Genomic DNA, 19,608 nt, shown 5'->3' with positions numbered 1-19,608 from the left:
CGCTTCAAACTCCTTCCCGAACCGGCGCTGCGGCTTGCCCATGAAATGCTCCTCTTTCCTTCAGAAGAGCTCTCCACTTTCCCGGGGCAAGTCCAGCATGCACACCGACGGCGGATGGTGTCGAGTTCGATGTGACGTTTGCGTGGGGCTATGATCAATCGTCCTAGGGCTACTGGGAGCCGCAGTCACCGGGAAGGATACGACAGATCGCCGCCAGGCGGTAAACTGCATACAAACAGCAGTCAGACTCAGTCAATTTTCAGTCGACATCGACAGATGGGCGCCGTGGCGTGCCCATTGGTGGCTGTTGGCTTGTACCTTAGAATTCAATCGGCAAGGAATTGCGATGACCATCCTCGTGACGCCCGACGGAGCGCTTCTCCAAATCGACGAGCACATCGACATCCTCCGACGTCTCATAGGTGATCTAGAGGAACTTCGTCGCCGTGGAGTGCCCGCCCGGGGTTCACTCGAGGAAGCCACGTTCCTTGACGAGTGGTCTTTTGCCCAGCGGTTGGTACCCTGCTTGAAAGGCTATCCCGAAGGTCATCCCACGTGCCGATCAGGGCGGATGGCAAGCACCTCAGACCTTTGGGTCATTGCACCGGAGCAGGGCTATGCGCGAACATTGAGCCGATACTATCGCCTTGGGAAAACACTCGTAAAGTGAATCTCTTAGCAATTTGCCTTACAGTAATCGCAGGTCCCTCACGTTGACATTCGATCGACCATCGCCTGCCAAAATGTTGTCCAACTCAGAGGTAAACCTAAGAGCGTGGGCGTCCAGTAGTCCTTCGCGCTCGTTTCGCCATCCGCCATCCGCGCGTTTCGATTCCATCGGGCGGTCGACCACGACATAGACTACCTCAAGATCCGGCGGAACAAGATCGACGACACGGAGGCGATCGGTCCGCTTAAGATTAGTGGCATCGAATACAACCGTCTCGCCTCGCGCAAGACGGTTTGAAAGACGCCGGAACGCTATCTGGAAAACGCGTTCTTGCGAACCGGAATTGTGCAAGGTCCCACCAAGTTCAATTCTAATATTGTCCGTCGATACGATCTCCTCGGGTCGGTGGTTGTTCGCGACCCATGTTGATTTTCCACCCCCGCTGGGACCAACCGTCATCACTAGCTTCTGTCCGCATCTGGGCCATGACCAACCGCGAACGGCCAAGGCTTCCCGGGACAGGTACGCAGCCCACGCGTCGGAAATGCTTCTGATAACGTGGGCGGGAGGCACTTCATTGTGCGCTACGTCGTTCCTTACGCTTGCCACAGCTTTAAGGAATTCAACATCGTCGCGCTCCAGCACGCCGTAGAGGCACGAGCGCAGATGGCTTGTCTCAAGACCGTAACGGTGCGAGATCACCTTGGGCGGTCGATTGCCGTAAGAGGGTGCCGTGTAAGGGAGCCGTGTCTCGATGACCGCGGCATAGGCGTCGGCGAAGTGGCGGCAGGCCATCGCGGCGAAGTCGATGATAGAACCACTTACCGCTCGCCAACGACGCACGTCGAACATTTTCCTGTCGCCTGCTGCCACTAGGGCCGCTGTGTGGATGAACGGCTGGTCGTCCATGTAGTCCACAAGGCCGTTCGCCCAATGGGGATGGTTGCCCTCGAATTGGCGGTAGTTGTTTTTGAGGAACTCCCACGGATCTAGGGCGCCCTCCGGATCTAGGTCGCAGAGCGCTTGAGCGAGGACTGGGTCGTAGCCCCCGAGGCTGATAGCGACCTCGTTGGCGCACCTTTGTAGGAGGTCGTCGGCGGGTGATGCGCGTGTCTTCGATTGGACGTAGCTTCTGATGTCGGATGCGGAGACGCAACCGCGCCAGGGAATGCAGGCTTCGGGGAACAGTCTGTCAAGCACGGATCGCGGGACGTCCTGCGGAACGAGCACGACAATGCCGGGCAAGAGGAAGCCTTCCTTTCGTCGTCGCTCAGAGGCAAACGACCGCACGAAAGGGGTCCAAAATGGCCAGAGGGAGGCTGCAATGGCATCCACAAGGATGACCGACCCGCGCAGGTCTGGGAGGTCAAAGAAACCGGCGACGGATCGCATCGTGCTTTCCCCGGCGCCGGTCGCAAGCGCGACTTGATGAACGGCCGATCCCCTCGAGCGGGGCTCGACGCGGTGAACGGGCATTAGGCCGGCAGTTTCGAATGCGGCTACGATTGCTTGGACCATTCCAGGTGGGCAGTAGCGGGGCACCTCGACCGCACACACACCCTTGCTGTTGGTGGCCGTCACTACATCGGACACAAAGGCCGAGGGTCCCGGCAGGGACCAGAAGAGCGACATGTCGACCATCAGGGTGTCTCGGCGACGGCGCTGGCGACAACGGCAGGACCCGTAAGGGCGTACTCACGCGACCGTGCGTTGGCGTTCGCCTTGCCCGGCACTAGCGCGACAACGCCCATCATCTCACCATATTCGACGAGCTCGCGGCCCTTCAGCTCGAACGTCCTCATCGTTTCGTCGAGTTCGAGATATTCGTCGACGTCCGTGATCGTAAAGGGAGCATCGGCGACGATGCGGCCCATCGCGCGAAGCGCCTCGCCGTGCCTACCGGACAAGCCGATGGCTTCGGGCTCGAGCGGTATCGGCGGCTTCTGGCTGGCCCGTCCGGTCCGGAAGAGCTGCCACATGGGACCGTTCCAGCCGCCGTTCTCGGCAGCGACCTCCTCGTAGCGGTGCGACAACGCCACCGAGTTCGCGGTGACTACGGTGTCCTGGAAGAAGGTCGTCGACCATGGCTCCAGCGAGATCCGCCCGACATGCGCCGTCAGGAGTGAAAGCTGCTCGTCGGCCGCGACGGAGGCTGCGTGCCCGGCCGAACCGACGAAGATCACACGCACGTCCCCCTTCGCGACGTTCTTCGCCTGAATCGCGACCCGGACCCATCCGGCAGTCCACGGCGCCGTCGGCGCGACGACGGCCATGACTTTTCCGTCCGATTTCGGCTTGATCGCGCGGACGGCCTCGGCCAGCGCCTCGACGCTGTCGGGGGATAGGAACCGTACCTCGTACTTGTCGCCGTCGGCGAACGATTCCGGTGCCGTGCGCAACGCCGCTGGCACGAGGGCGATGTCCGCAGCCGCCGGGCCGACAACGATCGTGGCTCGGGAGTTCCCCTTCAGGATTTCCTGCTCCTGCCCAAGGGTAAGCGGCGACGTCTTCTGGTCGGTGCGCGAGACCTTTGAGGCGGCGAGCACGCGGCGGTGCGAGCGGGGGTCGAACCCCACGGGCGCCGTCATGTGCTTGAACTCCTCGATCGCGGTCGCGACCTCGTCCTGGCTCCCGAGAAGGCGCATGACAGCCGTCGAGCGGAGCGTCCAGCGGTCGTCTCCGACCCGGCGGACGATGCCGAGGCCCTCCATCTCGTCGAGCAGGTCGTCGAACAGGGAGAAGCGGCGCTGGTCCTGGAACCCGGCTTCCCAGTAGGCGAGGGCGTGGTCGCGGATCTCGCGCGTCGAGAAGCTCTCGGCGAGGCGACCGTCGGACTCGGCCCGGAGGGCGAGGTTGGCGACCACGTAGGCGATCAGGCGGTACCGCTGGTCGATCAACAGGGTCATGTCGAAGACCTTTTTGATCGCTTCGCGGACCTTGCGGTCCTCCAGCACGCGCGAGACGAGGTCGGACCCGATTGCGCGCAGGGGCTTCTGGGTCTGGCGGCCGCGTTCGGCGACCATGTCCAGGAGGTGCTGGGCATAGGTCTGGATGAGGATCGGGTAGTAGTTGGCGTGGGACAGGATCCGCCACACGTCGGTCCGCTCGATCGAGATGCCGATGGCGGCGAGGGGCCGTAGCACGAGGTCCTCGGCGTCCTTCCGCTCCGGCCCCGTGAGGGAACCGATGCGGCGCGGGTTCGCCGCGATCTGCTTGAGCGGCGGGTTGCCCGTCTGCACGAGGCGGGTGACGTCCGAGAGCCCCGACAACACGAACTTGAAGCGCCGCTTGGTGTCGGTCATCAGCGTCTGGAGGTCGCGGAACACCGAGTAGTTGTCGTGCGCGTCGGCGACGACGAATTCGTCGCACTCGTCGATCAGGAGCACGACCCTGCGACGCGTGTCCTCGGAGAGCCACTTGCGGATCGCGTCGGCGATCCGCTTCGGATCGGTCGGGACGAGGGCGTTCCCGAAGACGTCGGGGAGCGCGGCGGCGATGTCGGACCAGATGCGGCGCGTAGCGGCCGGAAGCTTGCCGACGTGCTGGGCGTCGACAAAACCGACCAAGAGGCCGTTCTCGGGGTCGTTCCGCTCGTTGCGCAGGTGCTGGAGGATGGCGGTCTTGCCCATGCGCCGGCCGCCGTAGACGATGCAGCTCCCGTCCGCCGCCATGATCTGCGTGATGTCGTCCTTGCGTCCGACGAACATCTCCGGCGGCACGGCGCTCTTGCCCCAGTCGTCGAACGGGAAGACGTAGCTGTAGGGCTGGCCGAGCTCGAGGAGGGTGAGGGGCCGGAACGTCTGCTCGGCGAGCGTGTAATAAAGGCTCGCCGCGTCGACGAGGAGCACGCGCCTGCGTGCCTCGAGGTTGCGGACGTGAAAGGCCCGGCGCTGCTGCTCGGTCACGAGGTCGCCCACGAGGAGGATCACGCCCGGCAGGTCCTTGGCGCACATCTCGGTCAGGGTGGCTTCGGGCAGGATCGACGGCGAAACGACGACCCGGTACTGGCCGTTCGTCCGCGAGCCGAAGTCGTACAGGAGCAGGCTCTCCTGGTCGAGAGGGACGCGGCTCTTGAAGTCTGCCCAGAAGAACGAACGCTTCGCGGGCGTGCCGCCCATCGGCTCAGTCAGCGTGCTGGCCATCCCGATGCGGTCGAGGAAGGCGCCGAGGTGCGCGGCGGCGTTCGGGTCCATGATCCGGCGGAAGAGGTCGCGCCATGCGTCGAGGATGCCGGCGGACTCGGAACGGCGGGCGTCGGTGAGCGCGGAGAACCTGAAGCCCTCGAAGTCGTCGCCGGCACGGAGCGCCGCCGCGACGTCCGACCCGACGTCCCGCTTCAGGTGTGCGACGCGCGGCAGCACGTTGACGGAGAAGTCGTCGAACCGCGCGTTGCGGCTGCGCGACTCCGCGATCTTGCCCGTCTTGCCGTGCTTGATCGTCTCGTCGATGAACTCCTCCGCCGTGAGCAGGTCGTCCTTCTGGCAGAGCTGCCGGAGCCGCTCGACGTGCGTCAAGTCGGCGCCTTTCGCCGCGAGGCCGTCGATCTCGCGCAGGAGGCGGTCGCGGGGTTCGTGGAGGAGCGCGGCTGCCTGCTCCTTGACCTCCTCGAGCACCTCGATGGCGACGCTGACGTCGTAGATACCCTCGTCGTCAAGTTCCTCGGCGCGGCTTTCCGCGTCGACCTCGACCGGAACCCGCACCGCCTCGATGTTGTCGATACGAGAGACGAGGTTGGTGGCCGTGTCGGTGTCGGCGGACTGGCGGAGCGAGCCGAACCGGATGACTCGCTCGACGGAGGCACGGGCCTCGGCGCACTCGGACACTATATGACGCGTGGCGAGGTCGAGGTTGACCTCGAGGTCATCCGCAAGGGCGGTCGCGGTGTCCTCGGACACGCCGAAGAACCGGGCCGCGTCGAGGAGCATCCCCGCGCCGACGAAGGAGGAGCGGTCGATGCGCTGCCGCACGGCCGCATCGAAAGCGGCGTCGCGCTCCGTCGGGTCGACCGGCAGCGGCGGCACGTCCACCTCGCACAGGATGTCGACGATGCGCGCCGGATCGTACGGGGTGGGCAGCCATGACCGGCCGAACTCGAGCGAGGGGATCAGGGCCATGGCGGCGTGGCAGGCCTGGTACATGTCGGCCGGGGCCGGGGTCCCCGGGTCTCCCGACAAGAGGTCGGCAAAGCGCTTGAGCTTGGGCGCCGTGCTGCCCGCTGCCCGGCCGACGGGACCTTCGCCTGCGGCCGCTTCTACGGCCTCCACCATCGCGTTCACGGAGTTCGCGATCTCGCGTGCGAAGTCGCGGATCTTCGGCCTGTCGGCGGCCTTCGCCGCGTCGGCCTCGCCGGCGGCCTCGAGGTAGGCTGTCGCCTTGGCGTGGAAGTCGCCGAAGAACTGGACGAAGCGGTCGCGGGCCGCGCCGACGATGCCCTTCACACGGTCCGCGACGGTCCCCTCCGCCTCGTTGAGGATGGCGACGACGCGCCCTCGGTCGGATACGGCGGCCGCGAACGCGGCGACGGCCTCGACGGTCTCGGCGTCATCGACGCCACGCTGGAGCTCGGAATGGAGCTTGCCGACCAAGCCGTCGCCCCGGGCGAGGGTGGCGCAGATCCTCGTCACTGTTCCGTGGTTGAACCGGAGGTGCGTGCACTGCTCGGCCTTGGCGATCATGGCGGAACGCGCGGCGACCATCGCCTTGGTGCAGTCGATCTCGGTGGCGACGTTGGCGAGCATGGAGCGCGAGAAGGCAAGGTTCGCGTGGCGGATGCGGGCGACGCTCTCGAAGACTAGGTGCGCCTTTGCCCCTAGGCCGTTCGGCAGAACCTCGAAAGAACGGAGCAACTCGCCCGCGCCGGCGGCGGGGAAGAAGACACCGAGTTCGAGGATTAGCGGCATCATCGGCAGGAGTCGCGCCGCCGAGCGGTCGGGATCGGGATCGTTCGTCGCCGCCTCGACGCCGCGGAAGCCGGCCGTCACGAGCGCCGACGCTAGATCCGCGCGGGTACGCAGGACGACGTGGTTGAGGTGGCCGGCGACGGCCGCGACCTTCGCCTCGTCTGAGGTCAGGCGCACGCCTGAGAGGCCCTCCATCTCGGCGGCGAGCGCAAGGTGATAGGCATACGAGTCCGAACCGGTCTCGACAAAACGGTCAAGGGCGAGGTTGACGCGTTCGGCGTCAAGGTTCTCGAACTCTTCCCTCGGCGAGGCGCGCTCGAACGGCTCGATCTCGTGGGCACTCGCGGCGAGGCGGTCGAGGGCCTCCTCGTCGAATGCGGTGTCCGCCTCCTCGTCCAGCCCGGCCGGCTCCGGCTCGGTCCGGTCGGCATCGACCAAGGCGAGGCCTTCAGGGGGCGCGACGGCTTCCGGCACCTCGACGGACACGTCGGCGGTAAGTGGCGCTTCCGCCGCCGTTTCGGATCGGTCAACTTCGGGTTCGGGAGCCGAGTGCTCAACGTCGCCGTCTGCGGCTTCGAGGTCTCCGTCCTTGTCCTCGATGCCCACGACGGGCTCCGGATCCGGTCCCGCGTCTGCCGGGTCTGGTGCCGTATCGGCCTGGATAGCGGACCCGTCGACTACTTCAGCCTCGCCCAGGACTTCGCTGCCCGCTTCCGACGGAACCCCTTCTTTGTGCGACCGCTTCTGCCGAACCTCCTTGGAAGCGCCGGTTTCTGGGGAGCGGCTCTCCGGCTCGAGAAGCGCCGCCGCCGCGCGGAGGTTGCCGACGGTTGTGTTAAGGTCGCGCGAGGCCGCCTCGCCCCACTCGGTGATGCGGGTCTGGATCGGCGGGTGGTCCTTGAGCTTGGCGGTCGCGAGGCTGACCGACAGGGAACCGATCTCGGCAAGTGCGCCGTGGACGCCCTCGAGGGCAGCCCCGCTTGCGTCCAGCTCCTGAGCGGCGCGCTCGGCCGACGCGGGTAGGATCATCCCGATGACGGGAAGCGTCGGGAGATCGACCTCGCCGACGCGTTCGGCGGCGGCCGAGGCGGCCTCAGCGAGTGTCCCGGCGCGGGCAAGCAGGGCATCGTTGCTTACGAGCCGCGGGATCGCGTCCGCCGCTTCCTTGGCGGACACCAGAAGAATGCCTGCCTCAAGGACAAGGCGGTCGAGGCGCACGAGGTCGTCCGACGCTAATGCGACGCGTGCCTCGCCAACCGCGAGCTCCAAGGCTCGCAGGACGCTGTCGAGCGCGGTCGGGCCGGCGCCTGCGGGTGCGCTGGCCGCTGCCGAGGAAGTCTTCGCAAACATGGCTTCGACGGTCATGTCCACGGTCGGCTCCTCCTCGCCATCCTGCATCTCGCCTTTGTCTCTGGCTTCGTCCTCGGCCTCATCGTCGGCCTCGGCGACTACCGCGCCGGCATCCCCATCGGCGGCATCTCCGCCGCCTCCTTCGTTCCACTTCGGCATCGGCTCTCCCTGGTCGAACCTTGCAACGAACGCACCGTACGCCGCGTCGCCGGGGTTTTCTTCCGTCTCCCGCGCCGCGAACCATAAGGCCGCCCGACGGCGGTTGCGCACGAACTCCGCCACTTCCGCGAAGCCGTCGCCCGCCTCCCGCAAGACGCACTCGAGCGACCAGGACGGATTGTCGATTGCCCGGATGGCGGCGAAGTCCGCGGCGGTTTCGCGGTAGCCGCCCGCCGCCAACGTGTAGAACATGACCGGGGCTGTGCCCGCGTCCTCCCAGTCGGAGCGGTAGACATGCTCCTGGCCGTTGCCGCGTAGGAGCGAGCGGGCCATGCTCTCGATCTTACGGTAGAAGGGGCGGAAGAGGCTATCGAGGTCGCGCTTCGAGACCGCGCCCAGGATGGGTTCCGGTACGGAGAAGAGCCGTGCCACGCGCTCGGTCATCGCCTCGGTCGACGGCTTGTCGTCGGGCCAGAAGTCCACGTCACCGACAAGGTCGTTGAACGTCGCGCGGTGCGAATGGAGGCGGCTCCGGAAGGCGCCCGTCAGCGAAATCTTGTCCTTCAGCCACGAGGCGTCGACGAAAGCGGGCGCCGGCGTGTCGGGAATGACCTCCAATGCCTCCGCCTCTTGGAAATCGGGCATCTCGAGTGATCCGACGCGCGGCCTGTCCTGCCCGATCTTCTCGCGCTCCAACCATTCGTACTTCAGCGTGTTCAACTCGCGGAAAGTATCCCGGTACCGCGCCATCCGCGCGCAGAACGCGGCGGTCTCGTCCCACCCGTCGCCGAACTCCTTCGCCATCTCCGCCGCAGCCGAGGCGAAGTTTGAGGCCTTGGTGTAGGCGAAGAAGCATTCGAGGACGAAGTACCTCCGGGCGACGAGGCCATCGCCGGAGGCCTGCAACATGCGCGCGACCTTGCCGGGGTTGTCGTTGACGAGCTCCGCCTTCGGCACCTGCTCCTTCCTGTAGAGGATCTTCAGCTTGAGGTAGAAGCCCTCGTAGAAGCTGTTGAAGATCCATCGCCGCGAGCCGCGATGGGAGAGCGTCTCGATCGCGGAGTAGATGAAGGAGAGACCGTCCGACAGGTTGGCGACGACGTGCATGAAGCGAAGGAACGCCTCGCCGTCGCGGGGTTCGTACGGCGGCAGGACCACCTTGAAGGGGATCGGGATCTTCGCTAGCGCCTCCTTGATAAGCTGGCGCGACTTCACGCTCGAGTTCGCGACGGCGTTGTCGAAGAAGCCGTCCGCCATCACGGCGGCCGGGAGCGGCCCGACCCAGTGGCCGACGAGGATGCGGCGGACCAGGTCGTCGTCGCCGACCTTCGCGAGGATCTCCTCCGGCACGATCGTCGGCGGCGCGACGGCGAGCGCGGAGCCGACGAGCGGGAAGGCGGACGTCGCGGAGGCTGGTTCGTTGATCATCGGTGTCCGCGTCTTCCGGATGGCGCCTCCGGCCGCGGCGAGCAGCAGGAGCGGGTTCTTGGTCGGTGCGGCGGCCCCTGCGTCATCAAGTGCCTTGGCGGCGCGTGGGGACTGCCCGTCTCCCGACGCGTCGGCCGGGTCCACAACGTCGGCTCCGTCCGACACGTCGGCGTCGTCGAAGGCTTCAGGCGACGGGTCGGCGGCGTCCTCCGCGTCCTCCTCGTCGTCGAGCACGTAGGCTGGGATGTACTCCGCGACCTTGCGGGTCTGGAAGAGGGGCGCGGGCATGCGCACGGGCGATCGGGTGTGGCCGAAGCCCTCGCGGAGCGCGTGGCAGAGGGCGGCGACCCGGTCGGGGTCGTCGCCCGGAAGGCAATGGGCGACGAGGATGCCGATGGTGCCGGGCAGCTTGTACGGCTCGGTCGTCAGGTCCCGCTCGCCCGGCGTGAACAGCGCCGTCCCGTCAAGCGCGGCGGGACGGTCCGCCTCCGGCACGGGGCGGAACTGCGGAGGGGTGCGGTAGACCGACAGACCCTTGGCGATCTTCTGCTGGCCGTCGAGATGGCCGGAGGAGACGTAGTTGTCCGCAGGTCCCGGCAGACGCACCAGCCGCCCCGGCTCGGTGAGCGTCGGCGTGGGCTGCGTCACCGACCCGCCGTCGAGCTCTGTCCCGGTGGCCGGATCGACGGCCGCGAAGGTGCGGGACTTCCGCGTCACGACGGCCGGCTCGACGGAGTCCTCGATCCGCACCAGCCGAGCGCCCGGCCAGTCTGCGGGAATGTCGAGCGGCCGTCCGTCGAGGACGTGCGGCCCGGCCCATCCCTTGTTGGAGACCGAGGCCCACAGTGTGCGCGCGTGCGCGGCGTCGACCATGACGAGCGGGTTCTCGCCCCGGTCGCAGGCCCCGCCGACGACCTCCGACATGAAGGCCTGGAAGTCGGCCTTCGCGGTCTCGCCGTTGCCGATGCTCGCGCCGTCCCACGCGGCCACCGCCTTGAGGAGGTCGAAGAACGGGAGCGGGTCGAGGAACTCCAGCGTGCCGTCCTTCGGGCGTGCGACCCTCGCCGAGGTGCGACCGGACGCGACGTCGATGGAGACGGACAGGAAGAACGACGCACCCGAGCGGGAGAAGGTGCGGTTCTGGGAGACGACGGAGACGCCGACGATCGAGCGGGGCCGCGTCGCTGCGTCGGGAAACGCGTCGGCGACGTTGGCGGCGACGGGCGACACGATGCCCGAATGCCCGAACATCAGGTCGAGCACCGCCGCCTGGATCCGGTAGAACCACTCGTCGGCCTTGTTGCCCCTCTTGTCGAGGTATTGGACGTTGCAGTCGCCGAAGCGGGCGAGCGACACGCGCCCGGCGATCTTGTTCACCGGGTCGTCCATGAAGCGGGGCGCGTTCACAAGGACGCGGCAGGGGCCAAATTCCTCGAGCAGGCCCTCCGCGAACGGCTTCCAGAGCGAGACGCGGCTCTCGTAGCGCCCCCGGGCGGGCTGGTCGGCGTTGGCGAGCGCCTTGCGCGGGCCGTGCACGCCCTCGGGCAACAGGCGGTGCTCGACGCGCATGCGCCCGGCGAAGAGGGTCGCGGCGACGTCCGCGATGGCGGCGCCCTCGGCGGCGCTGGCCGACAGGACGACGATGGGCGGGACCGCGTCCCCGAAGGCCTGCCTCGCCCGCGCCGTGTTGGCCTCGCGCAGCTCGTCAAACTTGCGCGCCTCGTCGGCGGCCTTCGCGGAGACGACCACGCCGCGTGGTAGGTCGACGCCGTGGAGCATCTGCCAAGCCTCGGCGATGGCCTCGTCGTCGATCTCGTTGTGGCCGAGCGAGCGGGCGATCTCGCCGAGGATGTTAGCGGCCTTCAGCGCCGGGATGTCCTCGCCCGTACGCGACACGCGCTTGGCCGCCGGGACGCTCGTCGCCTCGATGGGTTCGAGAATCCCCGCCATGGCTGCCGCGAGGGCAGCGTGGCAGTCGAGGTGGTCGAGTTCGGTCGAACCGGACGCGACCGCCGGAGCGGGTTCGTAACCCGGCGCATAAGGGACGCCGACGAAGGCGCCGTCCCTCGGGCCGGCCGAGACGAGCGCCGCGAACCCGGTGCCGGGGTCGACGCCGGCCCGAAGCGCCGAAAGGGCGTATGCCGGGTTCTCGGGGTCCTGCACGGCGCCGCGCGAGACGGGGACGTCGAAGGAAACCGCCCGTTGGCCGTCGGGCCCGAACACGACCGAGGAGATCCGCTTCTGCCGTGGGCGCAGGCCCGTCGGCACCTCGGGGCACCAGCGCATGCGCGAGACGTCGAGGCGCACGAACGGGAGGTCGGCGCCCGGCAGCGTCTCGACGGTGAGACGCGCGCGCATCGAGAACCAGCCGGACGACGCCGCGCGGGGGAAGGTCACGAAGTCGATCCAGTTCTCGCGCGCCCTCGAGCGGACGAGGACGCGCACGGGGCCCATGCCGGGGAACAGCTCGGTCCCGGCGACGCGGCGGGCGAGCGCCGAATGGATCGCGTCCCGCATGTCCGGGAAGCCGTTGCCCGCCGCGTCGACGGCAAGGAGGTTGATCGTCCGGCGGTCGGCGCGGGAAAGGCCTCCCGCGGAGGCGAGGCGCGACACCTCGGCGACGAGGCTGTCGGGAAGCCCGCGCTTGGCGGCCCACGGTCCCAGCACCTTCGACGTCCAGGCGCGGACGGCGTGGGTGACGGCGCGGACGGATTCCGCCTCGCCCCCGGCGCACTCCGCGAACGGCGCGGGACCGCCGTCGCGCGCGGGCTGGCCGATGCGGGACAGGTCGGAAGCGACGTAGAGCGGGCTCGGCAACCCGGCGGAGAGGAGGGCGCGCAGCGTCGCGAACGGCAAGCGGTTGCCCGCGGCGTCCCCGCTCGCCTTCGCGGCGGACGCAATGGCGGCGAACGCGTCGACCGCGGCCGGAAGCCAGGAAAGCCGCATGCACTGGGTGTGTTCGGAGGCGCCCTTCACCACCGACAGCCCAAGAACCTCAATGCCCTCGTTCGAGGGGGACGGCTTCTTGACGTAGATCATCGGTCGCGGTCTCCATCTGCGTCGCTCGGAAGGATGAGACCCGCGCAGCGCGAGAGCGGCTCAACGTATGGTAGGTACAGGGCGTCGTAAACCTCGCGGTGGACGGCATCCGGCGAATTTAACAGGCGGTCGAGGATGCCGCTCATCGCGACGAGGTAGCTCGTCCGCGCGGTGTCGGCGCGCGGGTTCCTCGGGTTCATCGATCCCGGCGCCCACGCCGAGTCGACGAAGAGGACCCGCGTCTTGCAGCCGTTGCGCATGGAGCGGCCGATGGTCTGGACGACGTCGATCATCACGTCGGCGACGAAGGCGTCGGTGAGGTCGCCGAGAGTCCCGACGCGCACCGAATGGCGCAGCAGGCGGCGCACGCGGACCATGGCCTCGCGCCGCGCCTGGCGAAGGGCGGCGGCGAGCTGGCCGACATCCGCTGCCGGATGGAAGGTCGCCGCGTCGAAGTCCATGGAGGCCTTGCCGACGATCCCCGCGACGAAGTCGAAGCTCTCCTGCGCCGGATGCGGGCGCGTGAGGAAGGCGACCGTGCCGATGGCCGCCTTGTCGAGGAGCGGTGTGCCCTCGTAGAGCGGGCCGCCGAAGACGACGTTCACGCCGCGCGCGAGCGCCTTCATCGGGAACACGACGGCATCCCAGTCGTCGCGCTCGCCGAGGCGCTCGACCTGCGCGGCGGTGACGTAGTCGCCTTGGTTCTTGTCCGGCACGGTGTCGACGACGGCGACGATGCGTCGGCCCACGCGCTCGTTCACGGCGGCCGCGTGGTCCTTCACGAGGCGGACCTGGTCGTAGCCGTTGACGACGAGCGCGACCTTGCGGCCGGGGTCGAAGCGGTCGGTGGTCAGCGTCTGGATCGGCGGGGCGTCGCCCTTCACGAAGTGGTCGACCATGGCGCGCAGGATGCGGTCGCGGTCCTCGTAGTTCGCGCCGGAGAAGCGGAGCGACCGGGAAGGGTCCTGCGGGTCGGGGATGGGACGGAGGAGGTAGCGAGAGCCGCGCCACCCGTCCTCGGACACCGCGCGCCGCAGGATGTAGTCCGGCCCGACAGGAACGTGGAAGGACGGGCTGTCCCCGAGGAAGGATGTCGCGCTCGTCAGGAGGACGTTCGGCCCGCGTCCCGGCACGTCGTGGCGGAGCATCTCGTGCAGGCGGTAGAGGAAGAGGCGGGGCGCGCCCTCGAAGGTCACGTAGTGGAGCGACAGGCTCTTCCGGCGGCCGCGCTCTTGGAACATGAAGCGGACGCCTGCGAGCCGCCCCGTCACCGCGTCCGGCACGAGGCGGGCGAAGTCGGACGAGACGCCGTCGGTGAAGATGGTCGAGCGGTGGATGCCCTCGGCCATCATGACGTGCTGAGCGGGCAGCAACGACAGGAACTGCATGATGACCGACGAGACGTTCACGAGGAACGAAAACAGGGCGTTGGCCCGTGCCGCCTCAAGTTCATGGTTAGGTTGAACGAAGGCGAAGACCGCCGCGCGGGCGACCTCGACGGCCTCGGCCTTCTGCATGTTCGAGGGGAAGGCGATCCAGTCGGTCAGGGCTTCGACGCAGGCGCGGAAGGTCGTGTCGACCTCGTCGACGCCGCGCCCGACCGCGGCGGCAAGGCGGTCGACGTCGTAGTCCCGCTCGCCCGTCTCGTCGGACTCCTGCGCGCGGAACAGCGCCTGCCGGACGCACGCGTCCCAGAACGACATGATCGTTCCGATCCGCTCGTCCTCGTCTGCGCGCTCCGTGTCCGTCATCGCCGCGCGGCCGGGCAATCCGAAGAGGTCCGCGATCAGGCGGTTGCCCGTGACGAAGGCGTCGTCGTACTCGGCGAGGAAGCGGGAGCCGCTGGTCGCCCGGTCGTTCTGGAGCTGGCGGATCAGGGAGCGGTTGAGGTCCATGAACCGCGTCGCCTTGTTGGCGTAGTCGCTGACGTTCGCACTCGTGCGGTCGTTTTCGCCGAGCGCGAACGGCTTCAGGAGGTCGTCGAGGAGGCGGTTCTCGTAGGAGGACTTGCCGCCCGAGATGCTGATCTCGGCAACGGCTTGGCGGTCCAGCACCGCCTGGATGCCGTCGACCTCGTCGGCGATCACCACGTCGGCCGTTCGGGCAACAGCCTCGAGGTAGCGGGCGTGCTCGGCGGAGAAGTGCGGCGGCAAACGGGTGTCCAGCGACATCACGTGGCCGAGCCACACCTTGCGCTCGGGGAGCTGCCTAGATGCCTTCATGCGACCGCACCACGTCGAGACGGGGCAGAGCGAGACGCTCTCGGACGACTTCGGCTCGCCGTTCGCCTTGAGCCGGGCTTGGAGGACGTTGCCGCATGGCGCGTCGACGTGCGGGAACGGGTCCTCGGGATCATGCGCCTCGTCGAAGCCGCCCAGCGCGCAGTTGACGGACATGAGGTCGGCGAACGGGACGGTGCGTCCGAAGCCCCGCGCGTCGTCTATGGAGGCGATCCGCTCGGCGAGCTTCTGGCTGTGGCGCAGGCGCGTGTCCGGCGACTGGCCCATGAGCAACCCGACGTCGATCCCGTAGGCCGACAGGTCGGACATGAGGTTGAAGGACGTCTCGATGGACGGAAGGAGCACCACCGTCTTTAGGTCGCGGCCGTGGAGCCAGGCGACCATCAGCGTGACAAGCGTGGTCTTTCCCGTCCCTGGGAGGCCGATCAGGTGCTTGAGGCCGTCGAGGCGGATCTCGGTGACGGGCTGGAGGCGCGAGCGGTCGTCGGCCGGCCGGAGGATGTCGACTTTCGGGGCGCCGAGCGCGTCGAAGAGGCGCCGCGACCAGCCCTTGGAGGTCCGGTTGGGATCGGCGGCGTCGATCGCGTCGAACCGCTCGGCGACGCTCTGCAATTCGGCGACCGGGATCGTGACAGGGGCGCGGACGCGGTCGGACAGGTCGTGGACCGGACGGTCGGGAAGGTGGTCGGCGGCCTCGCCGAGGTCCAGCGTGATGCGCCGCGACCCGACACCGGACGGAACCACCGCAAAGGGGCGGTCCGCGTCGGCGATCGCCGCGCCGTGCTCGCGCAGCCCGAGGCCGGCCTCCAGCAGCGAGGCCCACTCCGCGATGCGCGGATCGGCCCCGGCGGCGCGGCGGAACGCGATGCGGCGGGAGCGCGGATCGATGACGTAGGGCTGGTCGATGTAGTTGTCGTCCTCCTCACGCCGGGTCTCCTCCCAGGTCATGAAGTCGTAGACGGCCTGCCGCAGGTCGCTCTCGGACGTGTAGCTCACGCCGAGCTGGCGGAGCGAGAAGGCGGCGCGCGCGAAGGCGGCTGCGCCGGGATGGTCGGTGACGGAGGCGAAGCCCGTCAGGAGGACGGGCACGTTGACGAGGTCCCGCGTCCCGAGGAACGTCTCGGCGGCGGCGCAGAGCCACTGCACGGCGACGACGCTGGAAAAGCCTTCCGGACGCGCCCTCAAGCGGCGAACTCCCTTGCGACGGCCGAGACCGACATGAACTCGATGCCCTCGCGCAGGCCTGAGACGGACGCGGCGGTGGCGAGGTAGTCGCGGTCGATCCGGATCCAGAAGTCCGGGATCGCGACAATGCGGCGGCGGAAGGCGCGCAGGCCCCCGATCCCGTTCGCGAAGCGGTGGCCGATCACGGCGGCGCTCGAGTACGACTTCACGTCGACGCCGACCGCGGTGCCGCCGATCCCGACGTCGGCTGCGTCGCACATCGGGTAGAGCTCGGCGTCGGCGCCCGAGGCCAGCAGTGCGTCGTAGAGCCAGATCTCGGGAAGGCCCGGCCCGACCCAATAGGTCATGATCGAGGGGTCGGCGATGCGCCAGTCGTCGGGCGAGGCGACCTCGTGCTCCGATCCGACCGAGGCGTCGGGGAACGTCATCCGGCACTCGCGGACGGCACAGCGTCCGAGCGGATGCGAGACCCGGTCGCGGTCGGGAAACAACGGCGCGCCGCAGTGGCCGCAGAGGCGAAGCGTGCGCCCGTGGAGGGCGGAAGCGGGAAGGCGGCGGAAGAAGGTCGGGATATCGGTCGCCAGCTCCGGCACATCGTAGGCGAAGGCCAGCACCTCCGTCTTCGTCATGCAGGGATGGCGGACGATCGTCTCGCGGACCTCGCGATAAAGGCGGGGAGCCTCGGTGCCGGAAGCGGCGAGGGCGGTGCGGAGCCGCTCGTGGAAGATGTCCTCGACGACCGAAGCCTCGCCGCCCCCGGAGGCGAGTTCCAGGCAGTCGGCTGTCGGCGACCCGAAGCCGGGATCGACGAGGATGACGGCGCGCTCGGCGCATTCGGCGAAGGGCGCCGGGCCCCATTCGCCCACCGGGCGTGTCGCCAGCGCGGTGAAGGCGTTGGCCTGGGAGGCGATGTCGTGGGGAAAGCCGGACCGGAGCGCGACGGCGGAGACGAGGGCCATGCCGCGCCGCAGCGCCGGAGGCATCGAGGCATCCTGCCGGAGGATGTCCCGGTTGGCCGAAGAGGACCGATGGGCCTCGACCAAGCCCGCCGCCACAACCCTCACCGCAACGCTCGCCCCTGTGGTCAACCTATACACCCGTACGGCATGATCGCCGTTGCTTTCCGTGTCGGATCGAAGTATGGCACTCACAAGATGATGTCAATCCACTCACTAGACCATCTTTTGACCAAGCGGGGCGGCCCGGCGACAGTTCAGCGACTTCGCTGGATCGAGGCCAAGCTCTATTGGTCGGGAGAGATGTCCCGCGGCGACCTTATGAAAAGGTTCGCGATATCGGCCTCGCAGGCCTCAATAGACCTTGCCTCCTACAAGGATGTTGCGCCCGGCAACATCGTCCTCGACCACGCCGACAAGCGGCTGAAGGCAGGCGAGCCGTTCGAGCCAGTCTTTGTCCACGACGCGAGGGCGTGGGTGGAGGAGGAGCGCCAAGCGGGCACGGAGGCGATCGCGGACTGCGTGCGCGCAAGCGACCCGTGGGCCACGGTTCCCACCGACGTCGTCCGCGCCATGATGCGGGCGGCGACCAACCGAAGCTGCGTCTCGGTCCTGTACGTCTCCCTATCGTCCGGCTCGCGCGAACGTCGCCTGCTGTCGCCCCACACCATCGTCGACGTCGGCGACCGCCTGCACGCCCGTGCTTTCGACCACGGCAAGTTGCGCTTCGCCGACTTCGTGCTCGCGCGAATGGACGGGCCGGAGCACGAGGGCGGCGCGCAGTGGGTCGACGGTTCGGCGGACAGCGACTGGAATGAAGAGATTGGCCTAGAGCTCGGACCGAGTGTTGAGCTCGAAGCCGTGCAGGCCGCTACCGCCATGCGGGAGATTGGGCTACCAGCATCGGGCGGCCGGCTGTATGTGCGACGCGCGCTGGCTTTCTACCTCCTCAAGCGTGTCGGCTTCGTCGAGGATCTACACGCCCGATACGTCTGCTCGAACTTTGAGCAGCTATCAGGTATGCTGCCAGAGCCCTACCCAAACACGCCATTGTAGGTTTCAAAGCCATCATAGCCGTGTGGTCCGAAGACGTACTACACATCAATGTCAAGGGATTTCGCAAAACTAGATGCCTTTTGCAGGGCATCAGCTCACCGTACCGCTCACCTACGCAGTTGGTTTTCCGCAAGCAGCGGCGCGAAAGCAGTCATTCCTTCTCGCCTCGACGACCACATTGACGAAGTCAACGAGCGGCTGGGCCATCTTTAAGGTGTTCAGGACCGTTTTGAGCGCTCCTTCGTCCTCAAGTGTGCGGACGCGGTTGGTCATCCCTACTCAAGCGGACGCATTCATCCTTGCGCTCGTTTGATCCCCATTGCCTTCGACGAGGCCGGACTTCAGTAGAGGATTCCTTACGTTGACGACGAACAGCTCGGCGATCCGGAACGGTTCAAATTTCGCATTGTTTCCAGTGCGGACATTGCTATTCACGGTTGCGATCGTTTCGCGCCACGGAGTAACGTTCCAGCGTGATTGCTCAAGCCTTGGTCATTCTCTCCGTGCCGCTTATTTTCGCGAAGGTTTCCAATGAGCAGGGACAACTTGGTGCATCGACTCGCTGAAGCTGGCCTCCGCAACGACAAGGAAGCTTTGCATCGGACGATGAAGGCGCTGGCTTCCGAGGCTAGGGCTGAGCAGAGACGTGGTTTCGCCGACAGGTTGGACGCCTTAGAGGCAGGGACGCCCGAGGTATCTGATCGGCCCAAAGGCCGGCGGGCCTCTTTGTTGCCTGACGATCTGAAAGAGTTCATCCACGAATCGAAGGCCCGCCGTCGGATTTCGGACCTCGTATTAGATCGACCGCTTGAAACCGCGATGAGGGAGTTCGTCGAAGAGTTTTCCCACGCAGCGTTGCTCCGATCACATTCGCTTGAGCCTAAGCACACACTTCTCCTTGTGGGGCCTCCGGGGAACGGCAAAACGAGCTTGGCGGAAGCCCTGGCCTATGAACTGGGACTCACGTTCTTACGCGTACGGTATGACGGTCTCATCGGCAGTTACATGGGTGAGACCGCCGGGCGCCTGAGACGCGTGATGGAGTTCGCCTCGAGGACGCCGTGCCTACTGTTCTTTGACGAGTTCGATGCGCTCGGGAAGAAGCGCGGTGATTATAACGACATGGGAGAGATCAAGCGTGTCGTCAGTTCGTTGATCCTCCTGATGGACGAGACACCATCGCATACTGTGGTCGTCTGTGCCTCGAACCATCCCCAACTCTTGGATCAAGCACTATGGCGCAGGTTCGAGGTAAAGCTTCAGGTCGGTCTGCCTGGGTCCCGCGAACTTGGCAAGCTGTACACGCGCCTTCAGGCTTCCGTTCGCGATGACCTTGGTATTGCACGCGACGAATTCGTCCGAATTCTAACCGGCGAAAGCTACTCGACCGTTGAGGCAATAGGCCTTGACGTACGACGTAGGATGGTGATTGGCATGGGGGCTACAACCGCAGCAGAGGCAGTTCAGTCTGTCCTCGATAGGCGGTCGCACAACTCCGACGCGCGCCTCCTGGGAGACACTGAGAATGAGCCGGCGGCCTCTCATCCGGTTAAACCGCCAGCAGGCGGTCGCAGACAGAATACCCGGCGCAAGGCGGGCCAGGCCCCCACGTAGGCTGGGGGTTG

Annotated in this window: 6 protein-coding genes; 2 read left to right on the top strand and 4 right to left on the bottom strand. The window is 67.1% G+C overall.

Going from position 1 to position 19,608, the window contains the following annotated elements:
* Window positions 1–688: 688 nt before the first annotated feature.
* The 4 genes from GGR04_RS06525 to GGR04_RS06510 form a co-directional block, all read right to left on the bottom strand.
* On the bottom strand, window positions 689–2,062 hold the full coding sequence (locus tag GGR04_RS06525) for an AAA family ATPase (protein ID WP_210291634.1): 1,374 nt from the start codon (window positions 2,060–2,062) through the stop codon (window positions 689–691).
* A gap of 248 nt (window positions 2,063–2,310) precedes the next feature.
* Complete coding sequence (locus tag GGR04_RS06520) at window positions 2,311–12,546, bottom strand: RNaseH domain-containing protein (protein WP_183198940.1); 10,236 nt, start codon at window positions 12,544–12,546, stop codon at window positions 2,311–2,313.
* Window positions 12,543–15,971, bottom strand: a complete 3,429-nt coding sequence (locus GGR04_RS06515; protein WP_183198939.1) for a pPIWI_RE_Z domain-containing protein — start codon at window positions 15,969–15,971, stop codon at window positions 12,543–12,545. The genes GGR04_RS06520 and GGR04_RS06515 overlap by 4 nt, the downstream gene beginning before the upstream one ends.
* Window positions 15,968–17,026 carry a restriction endonuclease-related protein gene (locus GGR04_RS06510; RefSeq protein ID WP_312857415.1) on the bottom strand — a complete coding sequence of 353 codons (1,059 nt, stop codon included), beginning with the start codon at window positions 17,024–17,026 and terminating at the stop codon, window positions 15,968–15,970. Before GGR04_RS06510 ends, GGR04_RS06515 begins: the two co-directional genes overlap by 4 nt.
* Here GGR04_RS06510 and GGR04_RS06505 point away from each other — a divergent pair.
* Together GGR04_RS06505 and GGR04_RS06500 are read left to right on the top strand one after the other, a co-directional pair.
* Entirely contained in the window at window positions 17,000–17,983 is a 984-nt protein-coding gene (locus tag GGR04_RS06505; protein ID WP_183198937.1) for a BrxR family helix-turn-helix transcriptional regulator, read from the top strand. The two genes, GGR04_RS06510 and GGR04_RS06505, sit on opposite strands and share 27 nt — an antisense overlap.
* A 531-nt stretch (window positions 17,984–18,514) precedes the next feature.
* A complete protein-coding gene (locus GGR04_RS06500; RefSeq protein ID WP_183198936.1) occupies window positions 18,515–19,597 on the top strand; it encodes an AAA family ATPase in 1,083 nt (360 codons plus the stop codon).
* Window positions 19,598–19,608: the final 11 nt, after the last annotated feature.

Origin of the sequence: Aureimonas pseudogalii (genome assembly GCF_014196835.1) — a bacterium.
Classification (GTDB): Bacteria; Pseudomonadota; Alphaproteobacteria; order Rhizobiales; family Rhizobiaceae; genus Aureimonas; species Aureimonas pseudogalii.
Note: the sequence above shows the minus strand (reverse complement) of the source record. Positions and strands in the feature narration are given on the sequence as shown.